Source organism: Geodermatophilus poikilotrophus, from assembly GCF_900111455.1.
Lineage (GTDB): Bacteria > Actinomycetota > Actinomycetes > Mycobacteriales > Geodermatophilaceae > Geodermatophilus > Geodermatophilus poikilotrophus.
On record NZ_FOIE01000001.1, the window covers coordinates 919,811 to 941,688 of the forward strand.

At 74.2% G+C, this 21,878-nt stretch carries 17 protein-coding genes; 6 read left to right on the forward strand and 11 right to left on the reverse strand.

The window, feature by feature from the left end:
* Positions 1–55: 55 nt before the first annotated feature.
* Positions 56–1,657, reverse strand: a complete 1,602-nt coding sequence (locus BMW27_RS04255; RefSeq protein WP_091439504.1) for an ABC-F family ATP-binding cassette domain-containing protein — start codon at positions 1,655–1,657, stop codon at positions 56–58.
* A 174-nt stretch (positions 1,658–1,831) separates the two neighbouring features.
* Here BMW27_RS04255 and BMW27_RS04260 point away from each other — a divergent pair, with 174 nt between their 5' ends.
* Together BMW27_RS04260 and BMW27_RS04265 are read left to right on the forward strand one after the other, a co-directional pair.
* Positions 1,832–2,386, forward strand: a complete 555-nt coding sequence (locus BMW27_RS04260) for a hypothetical protein (RefSeq protein ID WP_091439507.1) — start codon at positions 1,832–1,834, stop codon at positions 2,384–2,386.
* Positions 2,387–2,459: 73 nt separating this feature from the next.
* Positions 2,460–4,256 carry an SCO7613 C-terminal domain-containing membrane protein gene (locus tag BMW27_RS04265; RefSeq protein ID WP_139206822.1) on the forward strand — a complete coding sequence of 599 codons (1,797 nt, stop codon included), beginning with the start codon at positions 2,460–2,462 and terminating at the stop codon, positions 4,254–4,256.
* Positions 4,257–4,375: 119 nt separating this feature from the next.
* On the opposite strand, the gene BMW27_RS04270 is transcribed toward BMW27_RS04265, so the two are convergent.
* From BMW27_RS04270 to BMW27_RS04310, 9 genes are all read right to left on the reverse strand, one after another.
* Positions 4,376–4,765, reverse strand: a complete 390-nt coding sequence (locus BMW27_RS04270) for a metal-sulfur cluster assembly factor (RefSeq protein ID WP_091439512.1) — start codon at positions 4,763–4,765, stop codon at positions 4,376–4,378.
* Positions 4,762–5,232, reverse strand: coding sequence for a Fe-S cluster assembly sulfur transfer protein SufU (sufU, locus tag BMW27_RS04275; RefSeq protein WP_091439514.1), 471 nt, complete (start codon positions 5,230–5,232; stop codon positions 4,762–4,764). The genes BMW27_RS04270 and sufU overlap by 4 nt, the downstream gene beginning before the upstream one ends.
* Positions 5,232–6,560, reverse strand: coding sequence for a cysteine desulfurase (locus BMW27_RS04280; protein ID WP_091439526.1), 1,329 nt, complete (start codon positions 6,558–6,560; stop codon positions 5,232–5,234). The genes sufU and BMW27_RS04280 overlap by 1 nt, the downstream gene beginning before the upstream one ends.
* Positions 6,557–7,330 carry a Fe-S cluster assembly ATPase SufC gene (gene sufC / locus BMW27_RS04285; protein WP_091439528.1) on the reverse strand — a complete coding sequence of 258 codons (774 nt, stop codon included), beginning with the start codon at positions 7,328–7,330 and terminating at the stop codon, positions 6,557–6,559. Before sufC ends, BMW27_RS04280 begins: the two co-directional genes overlap by 4 nt.
* A 15-nt stretch (positions 7,331–7,345) precedes the next feature.
* Entirely contained in the window at positions 7,346–7,711 is a 366-nt protein-coding gene (locus tag BMW27_RS04290) for a non-heme iron oxygenase ferredoxin subunit (RefSeq protein WP_091439531.1), read from the reverse strand.
* 3 nt (positions 7,712–7,714) lie between these two features.
* The gene (gene sufD / locus BMW27_RS04295) at positions 7,715–9,037 is read right to left on the reverse strand and encodes a Fe-S cluster assembly protein SufD (RefSeq protein ID WP_091439533.1); all 1,323 of its coding nucleotides are present in this window, start codon (positions 9,035–9,037) and stop codon (positions 7,715–7,717) included.
* A complete protein-coding gene (sufB, locus tag BMW27_RS04300; RefSeq protein WP_091439535.1) occupies positions 9,037–10,473 on the reverse strand; it encodes a Fe-S cluster assembly protein SufB in 1,437 nt (478 codons plus the stop codon). Before sufB ends, sufD begins: the two co-directional genes overlap by 1 nt.
* Positions 10,470–11,327 (reverse strand): helix-turn-helix transcriptional regulator, encoded by an 858-nt coding sequence (locus BMW27_RS04305; protein WP_245743287.1) that lies wholly within the window; start codon positions 11,325–11,327, stop codon positions 10,470–10,472. Before BMW27_RS04305 ends, sufB begins: the two co-directional genes overlap by 4 nt.
* Before the next feature lie 185 nt (positions 11,328–11,512).
* Positions 11,513–14,056 carry an ATP-dependent Clp protease ATP-binding subunit gene (locus tag BMW27_RS04310; RefSeq protein WP_091439539.1) on the reverse strand — a complete coding sequence of 848 codons (2,544 nt, stop codon included), beginning with the start codon at positions 14,054–14,056 and terminating at the stop codon, positions 11,513–11,515.
* 219 nt (positions 14,057–14,275) lie between these two features.
* Between BMW27_RS04310 and BMW27_RS04315 the strand changes: the two genes are divergently transcribed.
* Complete coding sequence (locus tag BMW27_RS04315; protein WP_091439542.1) at positions 14,276–15,205, forward strand: COX15/CtaA family protein; 930 nt, start codon at positions 14,276–14,278, stop codon at positions 15,203–15,205.
* Positions 15,206–15,411: 206 nt separating this feature from the next.
* Here the strand turns inward: BMW27_RS04315 and BMW27_RS04320 are convergent, their stop codons facing one another.
* On the reverse strand, positions 15,412–16,362 hold the full coding sequence (locus tag BMW27_RS04320; RefSeq protein WP_245743288.1) for a heme o synthase: 951 nt from the start codon (positions 16,360–16,362) through the stop codon (positions 15,412–15,414).
* Between the two features lie 353 nt (positions 16,363–16,715).
* Here BMW27_RS04320 and tkt point away from each other — a divergent pair, with 353 nt between their 5' ends.
* From tkt to BMW27_RS04335, 3 genes are all read left to right on the forward strand, one after another.
* The gene (tkt, locus tag BMW27_RS04325) at positions 16,716–18,941 is read left to right on the forward strand and encodes a transketolase (protein ID WP_091439544.1); all 2,226 of its coding nucleotides are present in this window, start codon (positions 16,716–16,718) and stop codon (positions 18,939–18,941) included.
* 90 nt (positions 18,942–19,031) lie between these two features.
* Positions 19,032–20,138 carry a transaldolase gene (gene tal / locus BMW27_RS04330; RefSeq protein ID WP_091439546.1) on the forward strand — a complete coding sequence of 369 codons (1,107 nt, stop codon included), beginning with the start codon at positions 19,032–19,034 and terminating at the stop codon, positions 20,136–20,138.
* A 46-nt stretch (positions 20,139–20,184) separates the two neighbouring features.
* A complete protein-coding gene (locus tag BMW27_RS04335; RefSeq protein ID WP_091439549.1) occupies positions 20,185–21,783 on the forward strand; it encodes a glucose-6-phosphate isomerase in 1,599 nt (532 codons plus the stop codon).
* Positions 21,784–21,878 lie beyond the last annotated feature (95 nt).

Genomic DNA, 21,878 nt, shown 5'->3' on the forward strand with positions numbered 1-21,878 from the left:
AACGCGCAGCCGGGACGGCACCCGCCGCGGCGCGGTCCGCCGAGGGCCGCAGGGCCTACGCGAGCTCGACCAGGTCGGCGAGGTCCTCGCTCCAGGCGTCCTCGGTGCCGTCGGGCAGCAGGATCACCTTGTCCGGGTCCAGCGCGCGCACCGCGCCCTCGTCGTGGGTGACGAGCACGATCGCCCCGGCGTAGGTGCGCAGCGCGTCGAGCACCTGCTCGCGGCTGGCCGGGTCCAGGTTGTTGGTCGGCTCGTCGAGCAGCAGCACGTTGGCACCGGAGACGACGAGCGTGGCCATCGCCAGCCGGGTCTTCTCGCCCCCGGAGAGGGTGCCCGCGCGCTGGTCGGCGGCGTCACCGGAGAACAGGAACGCGCCCAGGATCCGGCGCAGCTCGGTGTCGGTGCTCTGCGGGGCGGCCGCCCGCATGTTCTCCAGCAGCGAGCGGTCGTGGTCGAGGGTCTCGTGCTCCTGCGCGTAGTAGCCGATCCGCAGCCCGTGCCCGGGCTTGACGTCGCCGGTGTCGGGCGCCTCGGTGCCGGCCAGCATCCGCAGCAGAGTCGTCTTCCCGGCGCCGTTCAGCCCGAGGACGACGACCCGCGCGCCCCGGTCGACGGCCAGGTCGACGTCGGTGAACACCTCGAGCGAGCCGTAGCTCTTCGACAGCCCCTCGGCGGTCAGCGGGGTCCTGCCGCACGGGGCCGGCGTCGGGAACCGCAGCTTGGCCACCCGGTCGGCGACGCGGACCTCCTCCAGGCCGCTGGCCAGCCGCTGCGCGCGCTTGTCCATGCTCTGCGCCGCCTTGGCCTTGGTGGCCTTGGCGCGCATCTTGTCCGCCTGCGCGGTCAGGGCGTCGATCTTGCGCTCGGTGTTGGCCCGCTCCTGCCGACGGCGCCGCTCGTCGGTCTCGCGCTGGGCGAGGTAGGGCTTCCACCCGAGGTTGTAGACGTCGACGGTGGCCCGGTTGGCGTCGAGGTGCCACACCTTGTTGACGACGGCGTCGAGCAGCTCGACGTCGTGGCTGATGACGATGAGCCCGCCCTTGTGCGCGGCCAGGAACGTCTTGAGCCAGGTGATCGAGTCGGCGTCGAGGTGGTTGGTGGGCTCGTCGAGCAGCAGCGTCTCGGCGTCGGAGAAGAGGATGCGGGCGAGCTCGACACGGCGCCGCTGACCGCCGGAGAGGGTGCGCAGCGGCTGCCCCAGCACCCGGTCGGGCAGGCCGAGCGCCGTGCAGATGCGCGCCGCCTCGCTCTCCGCGGCGTACCCGCCGAGCGCGGCGAACTGGTCCTCCAGCCTCCCGTAGCGGCGCACCGCCCGGTCCCGCTCGGCGTCGTCCGCGGGTTCGGCCATCGCGACCTGCGCCTTGGTCATCTGCGCGCGCAGCACGTCGAGCCCGCGGCCGGACAGCACGCGGTCGCTCGCGCTGGTGTCGAGGTCGCCGCTGCGCGGGTCCTGCGGCAGGTAGCCGATCTCGCCGGTGACCTCCACCGTGCCGGCGTGCGGCAGCCGCTCGCCGGCGAGCGTGGTGAGGGTGGTGGTCTTGCCGGCACCGTTGCGGCCGACGAGGCCGATGCGGTCGCCGGGCTGCACGCGGAGGTTCGCGTTCCCGATGAGGACGCGGGCCCCGGCGCGCAGCTCGAGGCCGGTCGTCGTGATCACTGATCCCAGGATAGGCGCTCCGGCGCCCGATCCCGACCGCGTTCCGGGTGACGTCGGCGGCAGTCCGCTGTCCACAGCCGGGCGGACCGCCTCCCGCGGCGGCCGGCGACGGGCCACGATCCCGGCCATGACCTCGACCGACGAGTTCCCCCGAGCGGGACCGTGAGCTCCGGGGTGGCACTCGCCCTGCTGGCCGCCCAGCCCGTCCCCGTGGTGCTCCTCGGCGCACTGGTGACGGCGGCCGGAGCTCCGCACACACCCGAGTCCGCCCTGGTCGGCGGCGTCCTCCTCACCGCTCTGGTCGATCTGCTCCTGACCCCGCGGGTACCGCCCTCAGCACGGGTCCTCACCGAGGTGCTGGCGCGCCTGGCCGCTCTGGCCGGAGTGGTGTACGGACTGCTCGTCATCGCGACGACGCCCGCCGCGACCGATGCGTGGACGACGGCGGCCGTGCTCGCGCTGGCCGGCGTGTGCACCCTCCTGCTGCGCGGGGACCCCCGGCTGGCCCCGCACCTCCCGGGCTCCGGTGTCCTGACCGGCACGGTGGCGGGGGTCGGCGCGCTGGCCCTGGCCGGGTCGCTGGCCCGCCTCCGCGGCGTCGCCGACCTCCTCGCCGCGGGGCTGGTCCTGGCGACCGTGGGCGGGGCGGGCGCGCTGTTCCTCGTGGCCGCCTACCGCGCGTCCCGGGCCCGGTGGAGGCGCCGACACGAGGCGCCCGGAACGCGCTGAGCCGGCGGGAGCGCGGCCCGGGAGCGCCCAGCCCTACCGTGGACCGGTCGCACGGACGTGGGAGGGGGACGTCGTGGACTCTGCGCCGGTGCCACCGCTCCCCTACCGCGCCCGGCCGCCGCAGCTGCTGCTCGTCGTCGGCGCCGTGCTGGTCGTCAGCGCCGGCGGGGCGGCGGCCGCGGCCTACGGCGGCGGGTCCGCCCGGGTGCTGCTCCTGGCGCTGGCCGCGGCGGCCGCGGGCGCCTCGGCCTGGGGCTCGTACGCCCGGCTGCGCGCCACCGAGGAGACCCTCGCCGCTGCCGCGGTGGCGCTGGCCGTGCTGGGCGCCGACGCCGGGGCCTCCCTGCTGCGCGGCTCCGTCGTCCCGCCGCTGGTGCTCAGCGGCGTCTTCCTCGTCCTCACCCGGCTGCTGCGCCGCCCGGCGACCTGGCCGCTGGCCGCCTGGCTGACCGGGCAGCTGGCCGCGCTGCGCGCCCTCGACGGAACCGAGGCCGGCGACGTCCGGACCGTCTGGATGCTGACCGTCGCGCTGGTCGGGCTCGGCGTGGCGCTGGGCGCCCGCCGGCTCGTCGCCCGGGTCGCCCTGGTCACCACCGCGCCGTGGTGGGTCGCCGGCGTGGTCGGTGCCGTGGGGACGGCGTGGACCGCCGACGCGGGCGCCCGCTGGACCTCGGCCGCGCTCACGGTCGCCGCTGCGCTGGAGCTGGTCGCCGCCCGGCTGGACCGTGCCCTGGAGCCGTTGCTCGGGCCGCCGGCCGCGGTTCCCGTCCTGGCCGGTGCGGTCTCGGGGGCGGCGCTCGCCGGCGCGCTGGGCGCTCCGGGGCCCGGCGCGGTGCTGCTCGCCGGCTACACCGGGGTGCTGCTCGCCGCGGCCGCTGCGGCGTTGCCCACCGGCTGGGTGCGCGGCCTGCTCCTCCCGGCTGCCCTCGCGGCGGGCGGCACGATGGTCGTGCTGAGCGTCGGCCGGCTCGTCGCCGGGTCGCAGTGGCCGGAGCTGGTCCTGCTGCTGGTGCTCACCGCGCTGCCGTGCGTGCTGGTCGCGGCGCTGCGGCGCGACGACCGGCCCGTGGCCGCGCCGGCCGCGGTCGGCTGCCTGGCCGGTGCTGTACTGGTCGCCGTCGGGAGCGGGCTGATGGGTGCCGGGGCGGCCGCGGTCTGCCTCGGCGTCCTCTACACGGCGTCGCTGGGTGCCGGGCTGGTGCTCGATCGGCAGACGCGGCGGGCCACCGTCGTCACCGGTGCGGTCTGCGCGGGTCTGGCCGTGGTGCTGCTCGTGGTCGCCCACGACCGCGGTGCGCTGGCGGTCCAGCTGGCCGCGCAGGGACTGGTGACCTGCGCCTGGGGCTGGCACGCCTGGCACACGCCGGACCCGCGGACCGGCGCCCCGGAGGGAGCCCCCGCCTGGCGGGCCGGCGCCGCCCAGCTGGTGGGCGCCGCGTGGACGGCCGCCGCGCTGGCGGGCTCGTCGGTCGTGGAGGCCTACACGCTGCCGGCCGCGCTGGGGCTGCTGCTGGCCGCCGGGCCGCGGCTGGCCGCCGGGCCGTCCTGGCCGGCGTGGGGTCCGGGGCTGCTGGTCGCAGCGGTCCCGTCGGTGACGTGGGCGGTGGTGGCGCCGGGCAGCACCCGGCCGGTGCTGGTCCTGCTGGTGGCCGCCACGGTGATGGGCGCGGCGGCGTGGCGCGCGGTGCGCGCGCCGCTCCTCGTCGCCGCCTGGACCGCGGTCGTCCTGGCCCTCGGGCTCGCCGTGCTGGCGCTCCCGCTCCCGGTGACCGGCGCCCTCGTCGTCGGGGTGGTGCTGCTGGCGGTCGGCGCTCGGCGGGAGCGCCACCCGGTGGCCGGGTTCAACGCCCGCCTGGCCGAGATGCGCTAGGGGCGACGACGGCCCGCACCTCGGCAGGGAGGTGCGGGCCGGCGGTGACGTGGTGGAACGGCCCCCTTCCAGGGCCCCGCCCTGAGCCTGCGAAGGGTGGGGAGGAAGGGGGTCCTTCCTCAGACGCGGAAGCCGAGGGCGCGCAGCTGTTCGCGGCCGTCGTCGGTGATCTTGTCCGGGCCCCACGGCGGCATCCAGACCCAGTTGATCCGGATGTCGTCGACCAGGCCGGGGCCGGGGCCGCCGGTGAGGGCCTGGCGGGCCTGGTCCTCGATGACGTCGGTCAGCGGGCAGGCCGCCGAGGTCAGCGTCATGTCGATGACCGCGACCTCGTCGACCACGTCGATCCCGTAGACCAGGCCGAGGTCGACGACGTTGACCCCCAGCTCGGGGTCGACGACGTCGCGCATGGCCTCCTCGACGTCCTCGAGCAGCGCCGACTTGTAGGCCGGGAGGTCGCCCGGCGCCCCGTCGGTCGCCGGAGTGGCGTTGTCGGTGGTCTCGCTCATGGCTTGTCGCCTCCAGTCGGGGTGGCCGCCAGTGCCCGGGCGGACGCGTCCTTGAGGGCCATCCAGCTCATCAGCGCGCACTTGATCCGCGCCGGGTACTTCGACACACCGGCGAATGCGATGGCGTCCTCCAGCTCGTCCTCGAGCTTCTCGGCCACCGACGCGTCGCCCTTGCTCTGCATCAGGGTCATGAAGTGCTCACCGGTCTCCAGCGCCTCGGGCACCGGCCTCCCGATGACCAGGTCGTACATCGCCGACACCGACGCCTGGCTGATCGAGCAGCCCATCCCCTCGTAGGAGACGTCGGCGATCGTGTCGCCGTCCAGGTGCACCCGCAGGGTCACCTCGTCCCCGCAGGTCGGGTTGACGTGGTGCACCTCGGCCTGGAACGGCTCGCGCAGCCCGCGTCCGTGCGGGTTGCGGTAGTGGTCCAGGATGATCTCCTGGTACATCGACTGCAGCTGCATCAGCTCACCTCGCCCTGTGCAACACCGAAGAAGCGCTGGGCTTCCCGGACGGCGTCGGCGAGGGCGTCGATGTCGTCGTAGCCGGTGTGCACGTAGAAGGTGGCCCGCGTCGTCGCCGGCACGCCGTAGCGGCGCACCACCGGCCAGGCGCAGTGGTGGCCGACCCGCACCTCGACGCCGAGGTCGTCGAGCACCTGGCCCACGTCGTGCGGGTGGATGCCCTCGACGGTGAAGGAGACCGCCCCGCCGCGGGCCACGGTGTCGGGGGGGCCGATCACCCTGACGCCGGGGATCTCGGCCAGCTTCGCCAGCGCGTAGCCGGTCAGCGCCTCCTCGTGCGCCTGCACCCGGTCCATGCCCAGCTGCTGCAGGTACTCGACGGCGGCGGCCAGCCCGATCACCTGGGCGGTCATCGGGACGCCGGCCTCGAAGCGCTGCGGCGGCGGCATGAAGGTGCTGCCCTCCATGCGCACGACCTCGATCATCGAGCCGCCGGTGAGGAACGGCGGCAGCGCGTCGAGCACCTCGTAGCGGCCCCACAGGACGCCGACGCCCGTCGGGCCCAGCATCTTGTGGCCGGAGAACACCAGGAAGTCGGCCCCGAGCGTGGTGACGTCCACCGGCTGGTGCGGCACCGACTGCGCGCCGTCGACCAGCAGCAGGGCGCCGACCTCGCGGGCCCGGGCGGCGATGTCCTCGAGCGGGTTGATCGTGCCGAGGATGTTCGACTGCTGGGTGACCGCGACCAGCTTGGTCCGCTCGTTGACCACGGTGGCAAGGTCGGAGAGGTCCAGCCGGCCGTCGTCGGTCAGGCCGAGCCAGCGCAGCGTGGCGCCGGTGCGCTCGCACAGCTGCTGCCAGGGCACCAGGTTGGCGTGGTGCTCCATCTCCGTGACGACGATCTCGTCGCCCTGGCCGACGGCGTACCGCCGGAACTGCTCCTCCTTGGCCGTGGCCGCGTTCGACAGCGCGTAGGCCACCAGGTTGATCGCCTCGGTGGTGTTGCGGGTGAACACGACCTCCTCGGCCGGCGCACCGATGAAGGCGCCGATGGTGGCGCGGGCCGCCTCGTAGCGGGCGGTCGCCTCCTCGGCGAGCTGGTGCGCGCCGCGGTGCGGTGCGGCGTTGCAGGTCTCGTAGAAGTCGCGCTCGGCGTCGAGGACGCTGCGCGGCTTCTGGGACGTGGCCCCCGAGTCGAGGTAGACCAGCCGCTTCCCCTCCCGCACGGTGCGGGACAGGATCGGGAAGTCCGCCCGGATCGCCTCGACGTCCAGGGGCAGGGGCACCTGCTGCGCCCCGGCACCGGGACGCGAGACGGTCTGTGTCATGCCTGCGCGGTCTCCTTCGAGCCCTTGATGTACGCGGCGTAGCCCTCGTTCTCCAGCTTCTCCGCCAGCTCCGGGCCGCCCTCCTCGGCGATCCGGCCGTCGACGAAGACGTGCACGAAGTCGGGCGTGATGTAGCGCAGGATCCGCGTGTAGTGGGTGATCAGCAGGACGCCGATCTCGCTCTCCGAGCGGGCCCGGTTGACGCCTTCGGAGACGACCCGCAGCGCGTCGACGTCGAGGCCGGAGTCGGTCTCGTCGAGGATCGCGATGGCCGGCTTGAGCAGCCGCATCTGCAGGATCTCGTGGCGCTTCTTCTCACCGCCGGAGAAGCCCTCGTTGACGTTGCGCTCGGCGAAGGCGGAGTCCATCTCGAGCAGGTCCATCTCGCTCTTGACGTCCTTGACCCAGGTGCGCAGCTTGGGGGCCTCGCCCTTGATCGCGGTGGCGGCGGTGCGCAGGAAGTTCGACACCGAGACGCCGGGGACCTCGACCGGGTACTGCATGGCCAGGAACAGGCCGGCGCGGGCGCGCTCGTCGACGCTCATGGCGAGGACGTCCTCGCCGTCGAGGGTCACGGTGCCGCCGGTGATCGTGTACTTCGGGTGGCCGGCGATCGAGTAGGCCAGGGTCGACTTGCCCGACCCGTTCGGCCCCATGATCGCGTGCGTCTCGCCCGAGCGGACGGTCAGGTCGACGCCCTTGAGGATCTCCTTGGCGTCGTCACCCTCGCCCACGCTGACGTGCAGGTCGCGGATCTCCAGAACGGACACTTCTCTTCTCGCTCCTCAGTTGCCGGCCGCGCGGGGGAGGACGTCGTCGGACACAGCGCTTGCCTCCGTGTCGACGAGCACGTCCTCCCCCTCCACGCGGACCGGGTAGACGTCGACCGGCTCGGTGGCCGGCAGGTTGGTGGGCTCGCCGGTGCGCAGGTCGAAGCACGACCCGTGCAGCCAGCACTCGATGGTGGGGGCGCCGTCGAACTCCTCGACGTCGCCCTCCGACAGCGGGACCTCGGCGTGCGAGCAGACGTCCTGGATGGCGTACACGTCGTCCTCGTAACGGACGACGGCCACGTCGACGTCGGCCAGCTCGACCCGCAGCGCCCCGTTCTCCGGGACCTCGGAGAGCCCGCACACCCGCTCGAAGGCCATGGGTCAGGCCACCTCGACCGGCTGCTCGTCCAGGCCGGGCAGCGCACCGAGACGGGTCTCGATGGTGCGCATCAGCCGGTCCTGCAGCGCGTCGATGCCGATGCGCTGGACGACGTCGGCGAAGAAGCCGCGGACGACGAGGCGGCGCGCGGTCTCGGCGTCGATGCCCCGCGAGCAGAGGTAGAACAGCTGCTCGTCGTCGAACCGGCCGGTGGCGCTGGCGTGGCCGGCGCCGACGATCTCTCCGGTCTCGATCTCCAGGTTGGGCACCGAGTCGGCGCGGGCGCCGTCGGTGAGCACCAGGTTGCGGTTGAGCTCGTAGGTGTCCGTGCCGGTGGCCGCGGGGCGGATCCGGACGTCGCCGATCCACACCGTGCGGGCGCCCTCGCCCTGCAGCGCGCCCTTGTAGAGCACGTTGCTGGTGCAGTTGGGCACCGCGTGGTCCACCCAGAGCCGGTGCTCCTGGTGCTGGGTCTCGTCGGAGAAGTAGACGCCGAAGAGCTCCGCCGTCCCGCCGGGGCCGGCGTACTGCACGTTGCTGACCAGCCGGACCAGGTCGCCGCCGAGCGTGACCACGACCTGCGAGAAGGTCGCGTCGCGGCCGACGACGGCGTCGTACTGGCCGGCGTGGACCGCCCCCGGGGCCCAGTCCTGCACCGAGACGACGGTGACCTGCGCACCGTCACCGACGAGGACGGCGACGCCGCCCGCGTACCTCGCCAGGCCGGCGTGGTCGAGGACGACGGTCGCCTTCGCGAAGGCGCCGACCTCGATGACCAGCTGACCCCAGACGACGTCCTCGGAGCCGGTGCCCGACAGCCGCAGCGTGACCGCGCGGTCGAGCTGCGCCTCGGCCGGCACGCGGACGACGGCAGCGCCGCCGCTGCGCTGCCGGGCGAGGGCGGCCAGCCGGTCGACCGGGTCGGGCAGGCCCTTGAGCAGCGGGTCGTCGGCCTCGACGCCGGCCAGCTCGACGCCGTCGGGCAGGTCGGTGTCCCACTGGAGGTGGGCGTCCGACGGGGCGCCGTCCAGCAGCGGGCGGATGCGCTTCATCGGCGTGAAGCGCCAGTCCTCCTCGCGGCCGGTGGGCACCGCGAAGGCGTCCGGGTCGGTCGAGGTGAAGCGCTCGGCCGGCGAGCCGGTCGGCGCCGGCCCGCCGTGCGAGTGCGCACCCGGCGCGGCCTGGCCGGCGGTGCCGGTGCCGGGGGCCGGCGTGCTGGGCGGGCCGGCCTGCGCGCCCACGCCCTCGGCGAAGAGCTCGCCGGCGAGCGTGGCCGACTCGGTGGTGAGGCCGGTGGTGTTGGCGGGGGTGTTCTCTGCCGACATCAGCCGACGGCACCTTCCATCTGCAGCTCGATCAGGCGGTTGAGCTCGAGGGCGTACTCCATCGGGAGCTCGCGGGCGATGGGCTCCACGAAGCCGCGGACCACCATCGCCATCGCCTCGTCCTCGGACAGACCGCGGCTCATCAGGTAGAAGAGCTGGTCGTCGCTGACCCGGGAGACGGTCGCCTCGTGGCCCATCGCGACGTCGTCCTCGCGGACGTCGACGTAGGGGTAGGTGTCCGACCGGCTGATGGTGTCGACCAGCAGCGCGTCGCACTTGACCGTCGACTTCGAGCCGTGGGCGCCCTCGTCGACCTGGACCAGGCCGCGGTAGGAGGTCCGGCCGCCGCCGCGGGCCACCGACTTCGACACGATGGTCGAGGAGGTGTTCGGCGCCGCGTGCACCATCTTGGCGCCGGCGTCCTGGTGCTGGCCCTCGCCGGCGAAGGCGATGGAGAGCACCTCGCCCTTGGCGTGCTCGCCGGTCATCCAGACCGCCGGGTACTTCATCGTCACCTTGGAGCCGAGGTTGCCGTCGACCCACTCCATGGTCGCGCCCTCGTGGGCGATCGCCCGCTTGGTGACCAGATTGTAGACGTTGTTCGACCAGTTCTGGATGGTCGTGTACCGGCAGCGCGCGTTCTTCTTGACGATGATCTCGACGACCGCGGAGTGCAGCGAGTCCGACTTGTAGATCGGCGCGGTGCAGCCCTCGACGTAGTGCACGTAGGCGCCCTCGTCGACGATGATCAGCGTCCGCTCGAACTGGCCCATGTTCTCGGTGTTAATCCGGAAGTAGGCCTGCAGCGGGATCTCCACGTGCACGCCCTTCGGCACGTAGATGAACGAGCCGCCCGACCACACCGCGGTGTTGAGCGCGGCGAACTTGTTGTCGCCGGAGGGGATGACCGAGCCGAAGTACTCGCGGAAGAGGTCCTCGTGCTCGCGCAGGGCGGTGTCGGTGTCGAGGAAGACGACGCCCTGCTCCTCGAGGTCCTCGCGGATCTTGTGGTAGACGACCTCGGACTCGTACTGGGCGGCGACACCCGCGACGAGCCGCTGCTTCTCCGCCTCGGGGATGCCCAGCCGGTCGTAGGTGTTCTTGATGTCCTCGGGCAGCTCCTCCCACGAGGTCGCCTGGGCCTCGGTGGAGCGCACGAAGTACTTGATGTTCTGGAAGTCGATCCCGGACAGGTCCGACCCCCAGTCCGGCATGGGCTTGCGGCCGAACAGCTTCAGGGCCTTGAGCCGGCGCTCGAGCATCCACTCGGGCTCGTTCTTGCGGGCCGAGATGTCCCGGACGACGTCCTCGCTGAGGCCGCGCCTGGCGGCGGAACCGGCGACGTCGGCGTCCGCCCAGCCGTACTCGTAGCGGCCGAGCTGGGCGATCTGCTCGTCCTGCGTCAGCGGCTGCGCCGGCTGCTGCGTGCTGGTCATGCGGGCGTCCTCTCCCGGTCGTTCGTGGGGGTGCTGCTGGTGGACGGTGCGGGGCGCCCGCCGGCTCGCCGCCGGTGCGCCGTGCGCTCGTTCGGTACAGGGCTCGCGGGGCCCGATCTGTTCCCCGCGCGCATGTGCTCTCCGCCGCTCGCGCGGCGGACCGGCCCCGGGATGTGCGTGGTGCACACCCCGTCGCCGTGGGCGATCGTGGCCAGCCGCTGCACGTGCGTGCCGACGAGCCGGCCGATCACCGCCGTCTCGGCCTCGCACAGCTGCGGGAACTCCGCCGCCACGTGCGCGACCGGGCAGTGGTGCTGGCAGAGCTGACCGCCGCCGGAGATCGCCGAGGCCGAGGCAGCGTAGCCCTCGGCCGTGAGCGCGCCGGCGAGGGCCTGCGCCCGGTCGACCGGGGCGCCCGGTGCCGCCTCCACCGCGGCCGAGCAGCGCTGCTCCAGCCCGGCGAGCTGCGCCTCGGCCACCGCCCGGACGGCGTCCGGCCCGCCCTGCGCCGCGACGAACCGCAGCGCGGTCAGCGCCAGGTCGTCGTAGGCGTGCGGGAAGTCCGAGCGGCCGGCGTCGGTCAGGTGGAACAACCGGGCCGGGCGGCCCCGCCCACGGGGGGTGCCGGGGGCGTGCCGCTCCTCGATGCGGCCGGTGGCGACCAGCGCGTCGAGGTGCCGGCGGACGGCGGTCGGCGAGACGCCCAGCCGCCCGGCGAGCTCGGTCGCGGTCTGCGGGCCGTGCTCGAGCAGCAGGGCGGCCACGCGGTGCCGCGTGCGCCCGTCGTCGGCGGACGACGAGGGCCGGGCCGGCGCGCTCGCCCCGCCCGTCACCTGCACCGTGCCGCTTTCCACAACACGAGTGTTACCTATTTCCCGGCGCGTGCAAGCAAGGGCAACCTAAGCCGGGACCGGGGCCGGCCCGAGCCGGGACGGGCCCTGACCTGGGCCGCAGCCGGCGGGGGCGGGGGCGGTGCCGTGCACCGCCCCCGCCGGCCCGGTGACCCGTCCGGTACCTGCAGGCTCCGGACGGTCGTCCGTCAGACGCCGGCCGGAGCGGCCTCCGCGGGCCGGTCGACGGCGAAGTCGAGGGCGCCGTCCCGCACCCCGACCGTGACCCTCCGGCCCGACCCCAGCCGGCCGTCGAGCAGCAGCCGCGACAGCGGGTTGTCGACCTCCCGCTGGATCGCCCGGCGCAGCGGCCGGGCACCGAACTGCGGCTCGAAACCGTGCTCGGCGATCCAGGTGACCGCCTCATCGGTGAAGGCCACTTCGATGTCCTGGGCCGACAGCCGCCGGCGGGTCTCGTCGAGCAGCAGCCGGGTGATCTTGGCGAGCTGCTCGGTCTCCAGCTGCTGGAACACCACGATCTCGTCGACGCGGTTGAGGAACTCCGGGCGGAACTGCTCGCGCAGCCGCCGCAGCAGCCGCTCGCGCAGCCCGTCGTCCGAGGCCGCTCCGTTGCCGGCACCGAACCCGAGCGGGGTGTTGCGGCCCTGGATCAGCTCCGACCCCAGGTTGCTGGTCATGATCAGCACGGTGTTCTTGAAGTCGACGGTGCGGCCCTGCGAGTCGGTGAGCCGGCCGTCGTCGAGCACCTGCAGCAGGGTGTTGAAGACGTCGGGGTGCGCCTTCTCGATCTCGTCCAGCAGCACCACCGAGTAGGGACGGCGGCGCACCGCCTCGGTGAGCTGGCCGGCGTCCTCGTAGCCGACGTACCCGGGCGGGGAGCCCACGAGCCGGCTGACGGTGTGCCGCTCCTGGAACTCGCTCATGTCCAGCCGGATCATCCGGTCCTCGTCGCCGAACAGCGCCTCGGCCAGCGCCCGCGCCAGCTCGGTCTTGCCGACGCCGGTGGGGCCGAGGAACAGGAAGCTGCCGATCGGCCGGTCGGGGTCGCCCAGGCCGACCCGCGAGCGGCGCACCGCCTCGGCGACCACGCGGACGGCGTCGTCCTGTCCGACGACCCGCTGGTGCAGGTGGTCCTCCAGCCCGAGCAGCCGCGCCATCTCCTCCTGCGTGAGCTGGCTGACCGGGATGCCGGTGCTGCGCGAGACGACCTCGGCGATGTCCTCGACGCCGACCTCGGGGACGCCGGGCTGCCCGCCGCCCGACCGCGCCTGCTCCAGGCGCGCCTGCGCCTCGGCCAGCTGGTCGCGCAGCTCGGAGGCCCGCTCGTACTGCTCGGCGGCGACGGCCTGGTCCTTCTCCCGCTGCAGCCGCTCGACCTCCTGCTCCAGTCCGCGCAGGTCGGTCGGTGGCGTCCTCACCCGCCGCCGCACGCGAGCGCCGGCCTGGTCGATGAGGTCGATCGCCTTGTCGGGCAGGTGCCGGTCGGTCACGTAGCGGTCGGACAGCTCCGCCGCGGCCCGGATGGCGTCGTCGGTGAAGCGCACCCCGTGGTGGGCCTCGTACCGGTCCCGCAGGCCGCACAGGATCTGCACGGTGTCCTCGACGCCGGGCTCGGGCACCAGGATCGGCTGGAACCGGCGCTCCAGCGCCGCGTCCTTCTCGATGTTGCGGCGGTACTCGTCGAGCGTCGTCGCGCCGATGATGTGCAGCTCGCCGCGGGCCAGGGCCGGCTTGAGCATGTTGCCCGCCCCGCCGGAGCCCTCGGAGGCGCCGGCGCCGACGACGGTGTGCAGCTCGTCGATGAAGACGATGACCTCGTCGGAGTGCTCGCGGATCTCGTCCATGATCTTCTTGAGCCGCTCCTCGAAGTCGCCGCGGTAGCGGGTCCCGGCCACCAGCCCGGTCAGGTCGAGCTCGACGAGCCGCCGGCCGCGGAGGGTCTCCGGCACGTCGCCCTCGACGATCTGCGCGGCGATGCCCTCGACGATCGCGGTCTTGCCGACGCCGGCCTCGCCGATGAGCACCGGGTTGTTCTTCCGCCGCCGGGAGAGCACCTCGACGGTCTGCTCGATCTCCGGCTGGCGGCCGATCACCGGGTCGATCCGGCCGTCGCGGGCCAGCTGGGTCAGGTCGCGGCCGAACTCGTCGAGGGTCGGCGTGTTCGACGGACCGGCCTGGCCGGGGCCGCCGGAGCGCCCACCCGCGCCGGGCTGCGGACCGCCGGTGGCCGCCTGCTGGAGGGTCTCCGGGGTGACGCCCTGCTCGTGCAGCGCCCGCCCGCCCGGGGAGTCGGGGTTGACGGCCAGGGCGAAGAGCAGGTGCTCGGGCCCGATGTAGGTCGAGCCGAGGGCGCGGGAGACGCGGTGGGCGTCGAGGAGGGCGCGTTTGGCGGCCGGGGTGAGGGACGGCGGCTCGTCCCGGGGTTCGCCGCGCACCAGCTGCTCCTCGAGCGAGGAGCGCAGCCGGTCGGGGTCGGTGCCCGAGCGGGCCAGGAACTGGCGGGTGCTCTCGTCGCCCGTCATCGCCCAGAGCAGGTGCTCGGTGCCGAGGTCGGCGCTGCCACCGGCCACCGCCTGGTGCGCCGCGGCGTTGACCAGCTCCCGCGCCTGCTGGGTGAGGAACTGGGTGATGTCGATCCGCTGCCGCTGCGGCTGCTGTCCCCCGCCGGCGAAGCGGGCGAGGAAGTCGTCGAAGGGGCTCCCGTAGGGGCCCGGGTAGAAGGGGCTGGTCATGCCTCACGTCCAAGGGAGTCGGATCGGCCGGTGGGCTCTCGGAGTCGTCCGCGGAAGGCTCCCGCTGAGGGGTCCCCTACCCGGGTGCGCGCACCGGCACCGGCGGCGGCCCGTCGGCCGCTCGTGTCCCGTACAGCGCGGGACGCCGGCCTGCGCTTCCACCCGGTGATCTGCTCTGGGCGAACCGGGAGCGGGCGTCCGCGCGGCTAGCATCGGCTCGTGCCGGTCTCCCCCACCGTCGTCTCGCGGCTCGCCCTGGCCAACGCCGTCGCCAACGGCGCCATCGTCGTCACGGGCGGCGCCGTCCGGCTCACCGGCTCGGGCCTGGGCTGCCCGACCTGGCCGCGCTGCACGAGCGAGAGCTTCGTCGCCACGCCCGAGCTCGCCGGCCACGGCGTCATCGAGTTCGGCAACCGGCTGCTGACCTTCGTGCTCGCCGCGGTCGCCATCGCCACCGTCGTCGCGGTGTGGCGGTCCGCGCGCCGCGACCTGCGCCCGCTCGCCGTCCTGACCTTCCTCGGCATCCCCGCGCAGGCGCTGCTCGGCGGGGTCACCGTGCTCACCGGCCTGAACCCGTGGACGGTCGCGGCGCACTTCCTCGTCTCGATCGTGCTGATCGCGCTGGCCACCGTGCTGTGGCTGCGCTCCCGCGAGCCCGGGGTGGGCCAGCCGCTGCTGCGCCGTCCGCTGGCCCTGCTGGTGACCGGCACCGCCGCCGTCACCGCCGTCGTCCTGGTGCTCGGCACGCTGGTGACCGGCAGCGGGCCGCACAGCGGCGACGTGGACGCCGACGACGTCCCGACCGGCGACCGGATGGGCTTCGACGTCGAGCTGATCAGCCAGCTGCACGCCGACGCGGTGTTCCTGCTGGTCGGGCTGACCGTCGCGCTGCTCGTCGCGCTGCACGCCACCGACGCCCCCGACCGCGTCAGGCGGGCGGCGCGCGACCTGCTGGTCGTCCAGCTGGCGCAGGGCGTGGTCGGCTACGTGCAGTACTTCACCGACCTGCCGATCGCCCTGGTGCTGCTGCACATGCTGGGCGCGGTGCTGGTGACGGCGTACACGGCCCGGCTGGTGTGGTCGGTGCGCGGGCCGGCGTCCGAGCTGCCGCTGGACTCCCCGCAGGTCCCGGCGTCCGCCGCGCGCTGACGCCCGCGCGCTGACGCCCACCTCTGCGCCGTTCCCCGCGGTGTTGCGCCCGTGCACGAGCGCGGGACCGCGGGGAACGGCGCAGGAGTCGGTGCCTCGCGGTCAGCCACGCTCGTCCTCGTGGCCGAACGCGGGGGTCAGCGTGCTGGTGCACGCACCGGACCGCTCGACAGCCGGGCGCAGCGCGGGGAGGACGGAGTCCGGGCTCAGACCAGGACGTCGACGATGATCGCGACCGAGAGCAGCGCCATGTACGAGATGGAGACGTGGAACAGCTGCATCGGCCTGGTCTCCGCACCCGAGCGGATGCGCCGCAGCAGCCGGTGCGCCTCGGCGATGAACCAGACCCCCAGCGCGGCCGCGGCTCCGGTGTAGACCCAGCCGATCCCGTAGCCGTCGGCCACCGGCCACAGCAGCAGCGAGACCGCGACGGTCGACCAGGTCCAGACGACGGTCTGCCGGCCGACCGACAGGGGGCTGGCCACCACCGGCAGCATCGGGACGTCGGCCCGCGCGTAGTCGGCGCGGAAGCGCATGGCCAGCGCCCAGAAGTGCGGCAGCTGCCAGCAGAAGACGACGCCGAAGAAGACCACCGCGGGCCAGGCCAGCGTCCCGGTGACCGCGGCCCAGCCGATGAGCACCGGCGCCGCCCCGGGCACCCCGCCGAACAGCGTCGAGTGCCGGGTGTGCCGCTTGAGCACCACCGTGTAGACGACGGCGTAGTAGACGATCGCGCCCAGGGCCAGGACGGCGGCCAGCGGTGTGGTCGTGACGTACAGCAGTGCGACCGACAGGACCGTGAGCACCAGGCCGAACACCAGCGCCGCGCGCGGCGTGATCTCACCGGTGACCAGCGGACGGCGCTCGGTCCGGTGCATGAGCCGGTCGATGTCGCGGTCGTACCAGCAGTTGAAGACGTTGGCCGCAGCGGCGGCGAGGGTGCCGCCGGCCATGGTGGCCAGCAGCAGCTCCCAGGAGGGCAGCCCGCCGACGGCCAGCATCATCGCCGGCAGGGTCGTGATGAGCAGCAGCTCGATGATCCGCGGCTTGGTCAGCGCGACGTAGGCGCGGATCGTGGCCGACAGGCGCCGGCCCTGGACGGCCGGGCGTTCGGACAGCGTCGTCACCGGGCGGCCACCGACGGGGTGTCGGCGCACGGGCAGGGCACCACCGGGCACGGCTCCACCAGGTACGGAGACAGCACGGGGTCCCTTTCGACCGGGGACGGGAGAACGGACCAACTGTAGCCCGCGGCCACCCCTCCTTCCGGTGGGCATGACCAGGGTCTCCCCCCGGGCAGACCACTAGGGTCGATCACGTTGGTGCCGCGCACGCAGCGGGTAGGGCCGACGTCGACGACGACGGTGCGTCCTGGGGACGAGCAGCCGGGCCGGAACTGACGCGGGGCCGGTCGCTGGGGCCAGGCACCGCCGTCCGCCCGGGTCGACAGGTCGCCGCAGAGCGCCCGGGCGGGTCCCGCACGGCCGACCCGAGGGAGCACGACAGACCGATGACCACCGACGACGCGACGCAGAGCACCGAGGCCGAGGCCCCGGCCGAGGCCGCCACCGACGCACCGACCGGCGACCCGCGCCAGCCGCACCCGACCCTGCCCGACGGCTTCGGAGACCTCGACCGCCGCGCCATCGACACCGCGCGGGTGCTGGCGATGGACGCCGTCCAGAAGGTGGGCAACGGCCACCCGGGGACGGCGATGAGCATGGCCCCGACCGCCTACCTGCTGTTCCACAAGTGGCTGCGGCACGACCCCAGCGACCCGAACTGGAGCGCCCGGGACCGGTTCGTCCTGTCGATGGGCCACTCGAGCCTGACCCTCTACGTCCAGCTCTACCTCTCCGGCTACGGCCTGGAGCTGGCGGACCTGCAGGCGCTGCGCACCTGGGGCTCGAAGACCCCGGGCCACCCCGAGGTCAACCACACCCCGGGCGTGGAGACGACGACCGGGCCGCTGGGCCAGGGCGTCGGCAACGCCGTCGGGATGGCGATGGCCGCCCGCCGCGAGCGGGGCATGCTCGACCCCGACGCCCCCGAGGGTGAGAGCTTGTTCGACCACACCGTCTGGTGCTTCGCCTCCGACGGCGACATGGAGGAGGGCGTCAGCGGCGAGGCGTCGTCGCTGGCCGGCACCCAGCAGCTGGGCAACCTGGTCCTCGTCTACGACGACAACCGGATCTCCATCGAGGACGACACGAACGTCGCGTTCACCGAGGACGTCGGCAAGCGGTACGAGGCCTACGGCTGGCACGTGCAGCGCGTCGACGACGGCGAGGACCTCGCCGCGGTGAACCGGGCCTTCGCCGCCGCCAAGGCCGAGACCGGCCGGCCCTCGCTCGTCGTGCTGCGCACGATCATCGCCTGGCCGGCACCGAACAAGCAGAACACCGGCGCCTCGCACGGCTCCGCGCTCGGCGAGGACGAGGTGCGGGCCACCAAGGAGATCCTCGGCTTCGACCCCGAGCAGACCTTCCCGGTGGACGACGAGGTGCTGGCGCACGCCCGCTCCGTCGTCGAGAGGGGCCGCGAGGAGCGCGCCGCGTGGGACGAACGGTTCGCGGCCTGGGAGCGCGACAACGCCGACGCCGCCGCGCTGCTCGAGCGGATGCGGACCCGCACCCTGCCCGAGGGCTTCGGCGCAGACCTCCCGAGCTGGGACGCCGACCCGAAGGGCGTGGCCACCCGCAAGGCCTCCGGAGAGGTGCTCGCCGCGCTCTACCCGGTGCTGCCCGAGCTGTGGGGCGGGTCGGCCGACCTGGCGGAGAGCAACAACACCGCGGTCAAGGGCGAACCGTCGTTCCTGCCCGCCGACCGCCAGACGAAGATGTGGTCGGGTGGGCCGTACGGACGCACGCTGCACTTCGGCGTCCGGGAGCACGGGATGGGCGCGATCATGAACGGGATCGCCCTGCACGGCGGCACCCGCGTCTACGGCGGCACCTTCCTCACCTTCTCCGACTACATGCGCGGCGCGGTGCGGCTGGCCGCGCTCATGCAGCTGCCGGTCACCTACGTGTGGACGCACGACTCGATCGGCCTCGGCGAGGACGGCCCGACCCACCAGCCGATCGAGCACTTCGCGGCGCTGCGGGCGATCCCGGGGCTGGACGTCGTCCGCCCGGCCGACGCCAACGAGGTGGCCGTCGCCTGGCGGACGGTCCTGGAGAACAACGACCGCCCGGCCGGCCTGCTGCTGTCCCGGCAGAACCTGCCGGTCTTCGACCGGTCGGAGTTCGGTTCCGCCGAGGGCGTGGCCCGCGGGGCCTACGTGCTGGCCGAGGCCTCGACCGGCACCCCCGAGGTGATCCTGCTCGGCACCGGCTCCGAGGTGCAGATCGCCGTCGCCGCCCGGGAGCGCCTGGAGGCCGACGGCGTTCCGACCCGGGTGGTCTCGGTCCCCTGCGTCGAGTGGTTCGCCGACCAGGACCAGGCCTACAAGGACGAGGTGCTGCCGCCCGGCGTCCGCGCCCGGGTCAGCGTCGAGGCCGGCGTGCCCATGGGGTGGCGCGAGTTCGTCGGCGACGCCGGCCGGATCGTCGGCCTCACCCACTACGGGGCCAGCGCCGCCTACTCCGTCCTCTACGAGCAGTTCGGCCTCACCGACGAGGCCGTCGTGGCCGCTGCCCGCGAGAGCATCGAGGCGGCTCGGTCGGGCCACGCCGTGCCGGCCGGACCCGTCGGCGCCACCGGCGGCCTGCCGCACCCCACCGGCGACCAGTAACGAAAGGACCCCGGTGCCCCCCACCGCTCGCAGGCTCGCGGCGGGTCCCTGCACCGGAGCCACCTCCACCAGTCCGGAAGGAACCTGACCATGGCACAGAACGAGAAGCTGGCCGAGCTGTCGTCGGCGGGGGTCGCCGTCTGGCTCGACGACCTCTCCCGCGACCGCATCCGCAGCGGGAACCTGCAGTCGCTGGTCGACGAGTACAGCGTCGTCGGCGTCACCTCCAACCCGACCATCTTCGCCGCGGCGATCAGCGGGTCGGAGTCCTACGACGACCAGCTGCACGCCCTCGCGGTGCGGTCGGTCAGCGTCGAGGAGGCGCTGCGCACCATCACCGCCGCCGACGTCCGCGACGCCTGCGACCTGCTCGCGCCGGTGGCGGAGCGGCAGCCCGGCGACGGCCGGGTGTCGCTGGAGGTCGCCCCCGGCCTGGCCCACGACACCGACGCGACGGCCGCCGAGGCCGCACACCTGTGGTGGCTGGTCGACCGGCGGAACCTCTACATCAAGATCCCGGCCACCGAGGCCGGCCTGCCGGCGATCACGACGTCCATCTCCCGCGGCATCAGTGTGAACGTCACCCTCATCTTCAGCCTCGAGCGGTACCGGGCGGTCATGGACGCCTACCTGTCCGGGCTGGAGCAGCGGCTGGCCGAGGACGCCGGCGCGGACCTGTCGGGCATCGCCTCGGTGGCGTCGTTCTTCGTGTCCCGCGTGGACTCCGAGATCGACAAGCGCCTGGAGAAGGCCGGCGCCGACGCCTCGCTCAAGGGCAAGGCGGCGCTGGCCAACGCCCAGCTGGCCTACCAGGCCTACGAGGAGGTCTTCACCTCCGACCGCTGGAAGGCGCTCGAGGCCAAGGGCGCCCGCCCGCAGCGGCCGCTGTGGGCCTCCACCGGCGTCAAGGACCCGGCCTACCCCGACACCCTCTACGTCAGCGAGCTCATCGCCCCCGGCACGGTGAACACCATGCCGGAGAAGACGATGAAGGCCTACGCCGACCACGGCGAGCCCGGCACCCCGGTCCAGCAGACCTACGAGGACGCCGCCTCGGTGATGAAGGCCGTGGCCGACGCCGGCGTCGACCTGGACGACGTCTTCCGCGTGCTCGAGGACGAGGGCGTGCAGAAGTTCGTCGACTCGTGGGACGAGCTGACCGAGTCGGTGCGCACCGAGCTCCAGGACAAGAAGTGACCCCACCCGACCGGACCCGGCCCGCGGGCGCCGGCGGGGAGGCCGTGTGACCTTCGCGTTCCGCTGCACCGGGCTGGACGTCCCCGAGCCGGTGCGGACCCAGCTGGCCGGCGACGACGTCGCCGCCCGGCTGGTGGCCGAGGACCCCACCCTGTGGGGGCCGGAGGCCGAGCGCGAGGCCTCGGTCCGGCTGGGCTGGCTGGACCTGCCGGCGACCTCGCGGCCGCTGGTCGCCCGGCTGGCCGAGCTGCGCGCCGAGCTGCAGTTCGAGGGCCTGGACCGGGTGGTGCTCTGCGGGGTGGGCGGCGCGTCGCTGGCACCGGAGGTGATCTGCCGGACGGCGGGCGTGCCGCTCGTCGTCCTGGACACCACCGACCCGCACCAGGTCGCGGCCGCCATGATCGACCTGGACCGCACCGTCGTCGTGCTCAGCGCCGAGTCCGGCGGCACGGTGGAGACCGACAGTCAGCGGCGGGCCTTCATCCAGGCGTTCGCCGACGCGGGCCTCGACGAGAAGCAGATCGGCGCCCGGTTCGTCGTGGTCACCGACCCCGGCTCGCCGCTGGCGGAGACCGGCGCGGCGATGGGCGCCCGCGAGGTGGTCCTCGCCGACCCGCACGTCGGCGGCCGCTACAGCGCGCTGTCGGCGTTCGGCCTGGTCCCGGCGGCGCTGGCCGGGGCCGACGTCGGCGCGCTGCTCGAGGAGGCCGCCGAGCTGGCCGAGCACCTGGCCGAGCCCGGCAACGCCGCGCTCGAGCTGGGCGTGGCCATGAGCGCGGGCTTCCGCACCGGGCGCGACAAGGTCATCCTCGCCGACGGCGGCTCGGCGATCACCGGCTTCGGCGACTGGGCCGAGCAGCTGGTCGCCGGGTCCACCGGCAAGGACGGCCGCGGGCTGCTGCCGGTCGTCGTCGAGTCCCCCGACGCCCCCGGCGCCACCGCCCCCGACGCGCTGCTGGTCGTCGTCGGGGGCGGCCCGGTCGAGCCGGGCCCCTCCGTCGGCGTGACCGGCCCGCTCGGCGCTCAGTTCCTCGGCTGGGAGTACGCCACCGCCGTGGCCGGGCGGGTGCTCGGCACCAACCCGTTCGACCAGCCGGATGCGGTCGGGTCCGAGGAGGACACCCGGCGGCTGCTGGACGCCGGCCTGCCGGTCGAGCCGCCGCTGGCGACGATCGGCGCGGTCGAGCTGCGTGCGCCGGGCGGGCTGCTCGAGGGGGTGGACCTCTCCCAGCACGACGGGGTGGCCCTGGCCCTGCAGGCGCTGCTGGCCGCCGTCCCGCCCCGGGGCTACCTCGCGGTGACGGCCTACCTGGACCGGGAGGCCGACGCCCGCGCCGGCGAGCTGCGGGCCGCGCTGGCCCGGAACACCGGGCACGCCGTCACCTTCGGGTGGGGCCCGCGCTCCCTGCACTCCACCGGCCAGTACCACAGAGGCGGGCCGCGGACCGGCGCGTTCCTGCAGTTCACCGGGGTCGTCACCGGAGACCTCCCGGTGCCCGACCGGCCCTACGGCTTCGCGACGCTGCAGGCCGCCCAGGCCGCCGGTGACCGGCAGGCCCTCGTCGCGCGGCAACGGCCGCTGCTGCACCTGCACCTGACCGACCGCGCCGCGGGCACCGGCCAGCTGCTCGACGCGCTCGGCTGAGCGGCCTCGGGGAGGATCAGGGTCCACGAGCCCACCCGCACCACCCGCCGCCCGGTGCACCGCCGCGCCGGACGGCGGCCACCCCTCCGACCTCG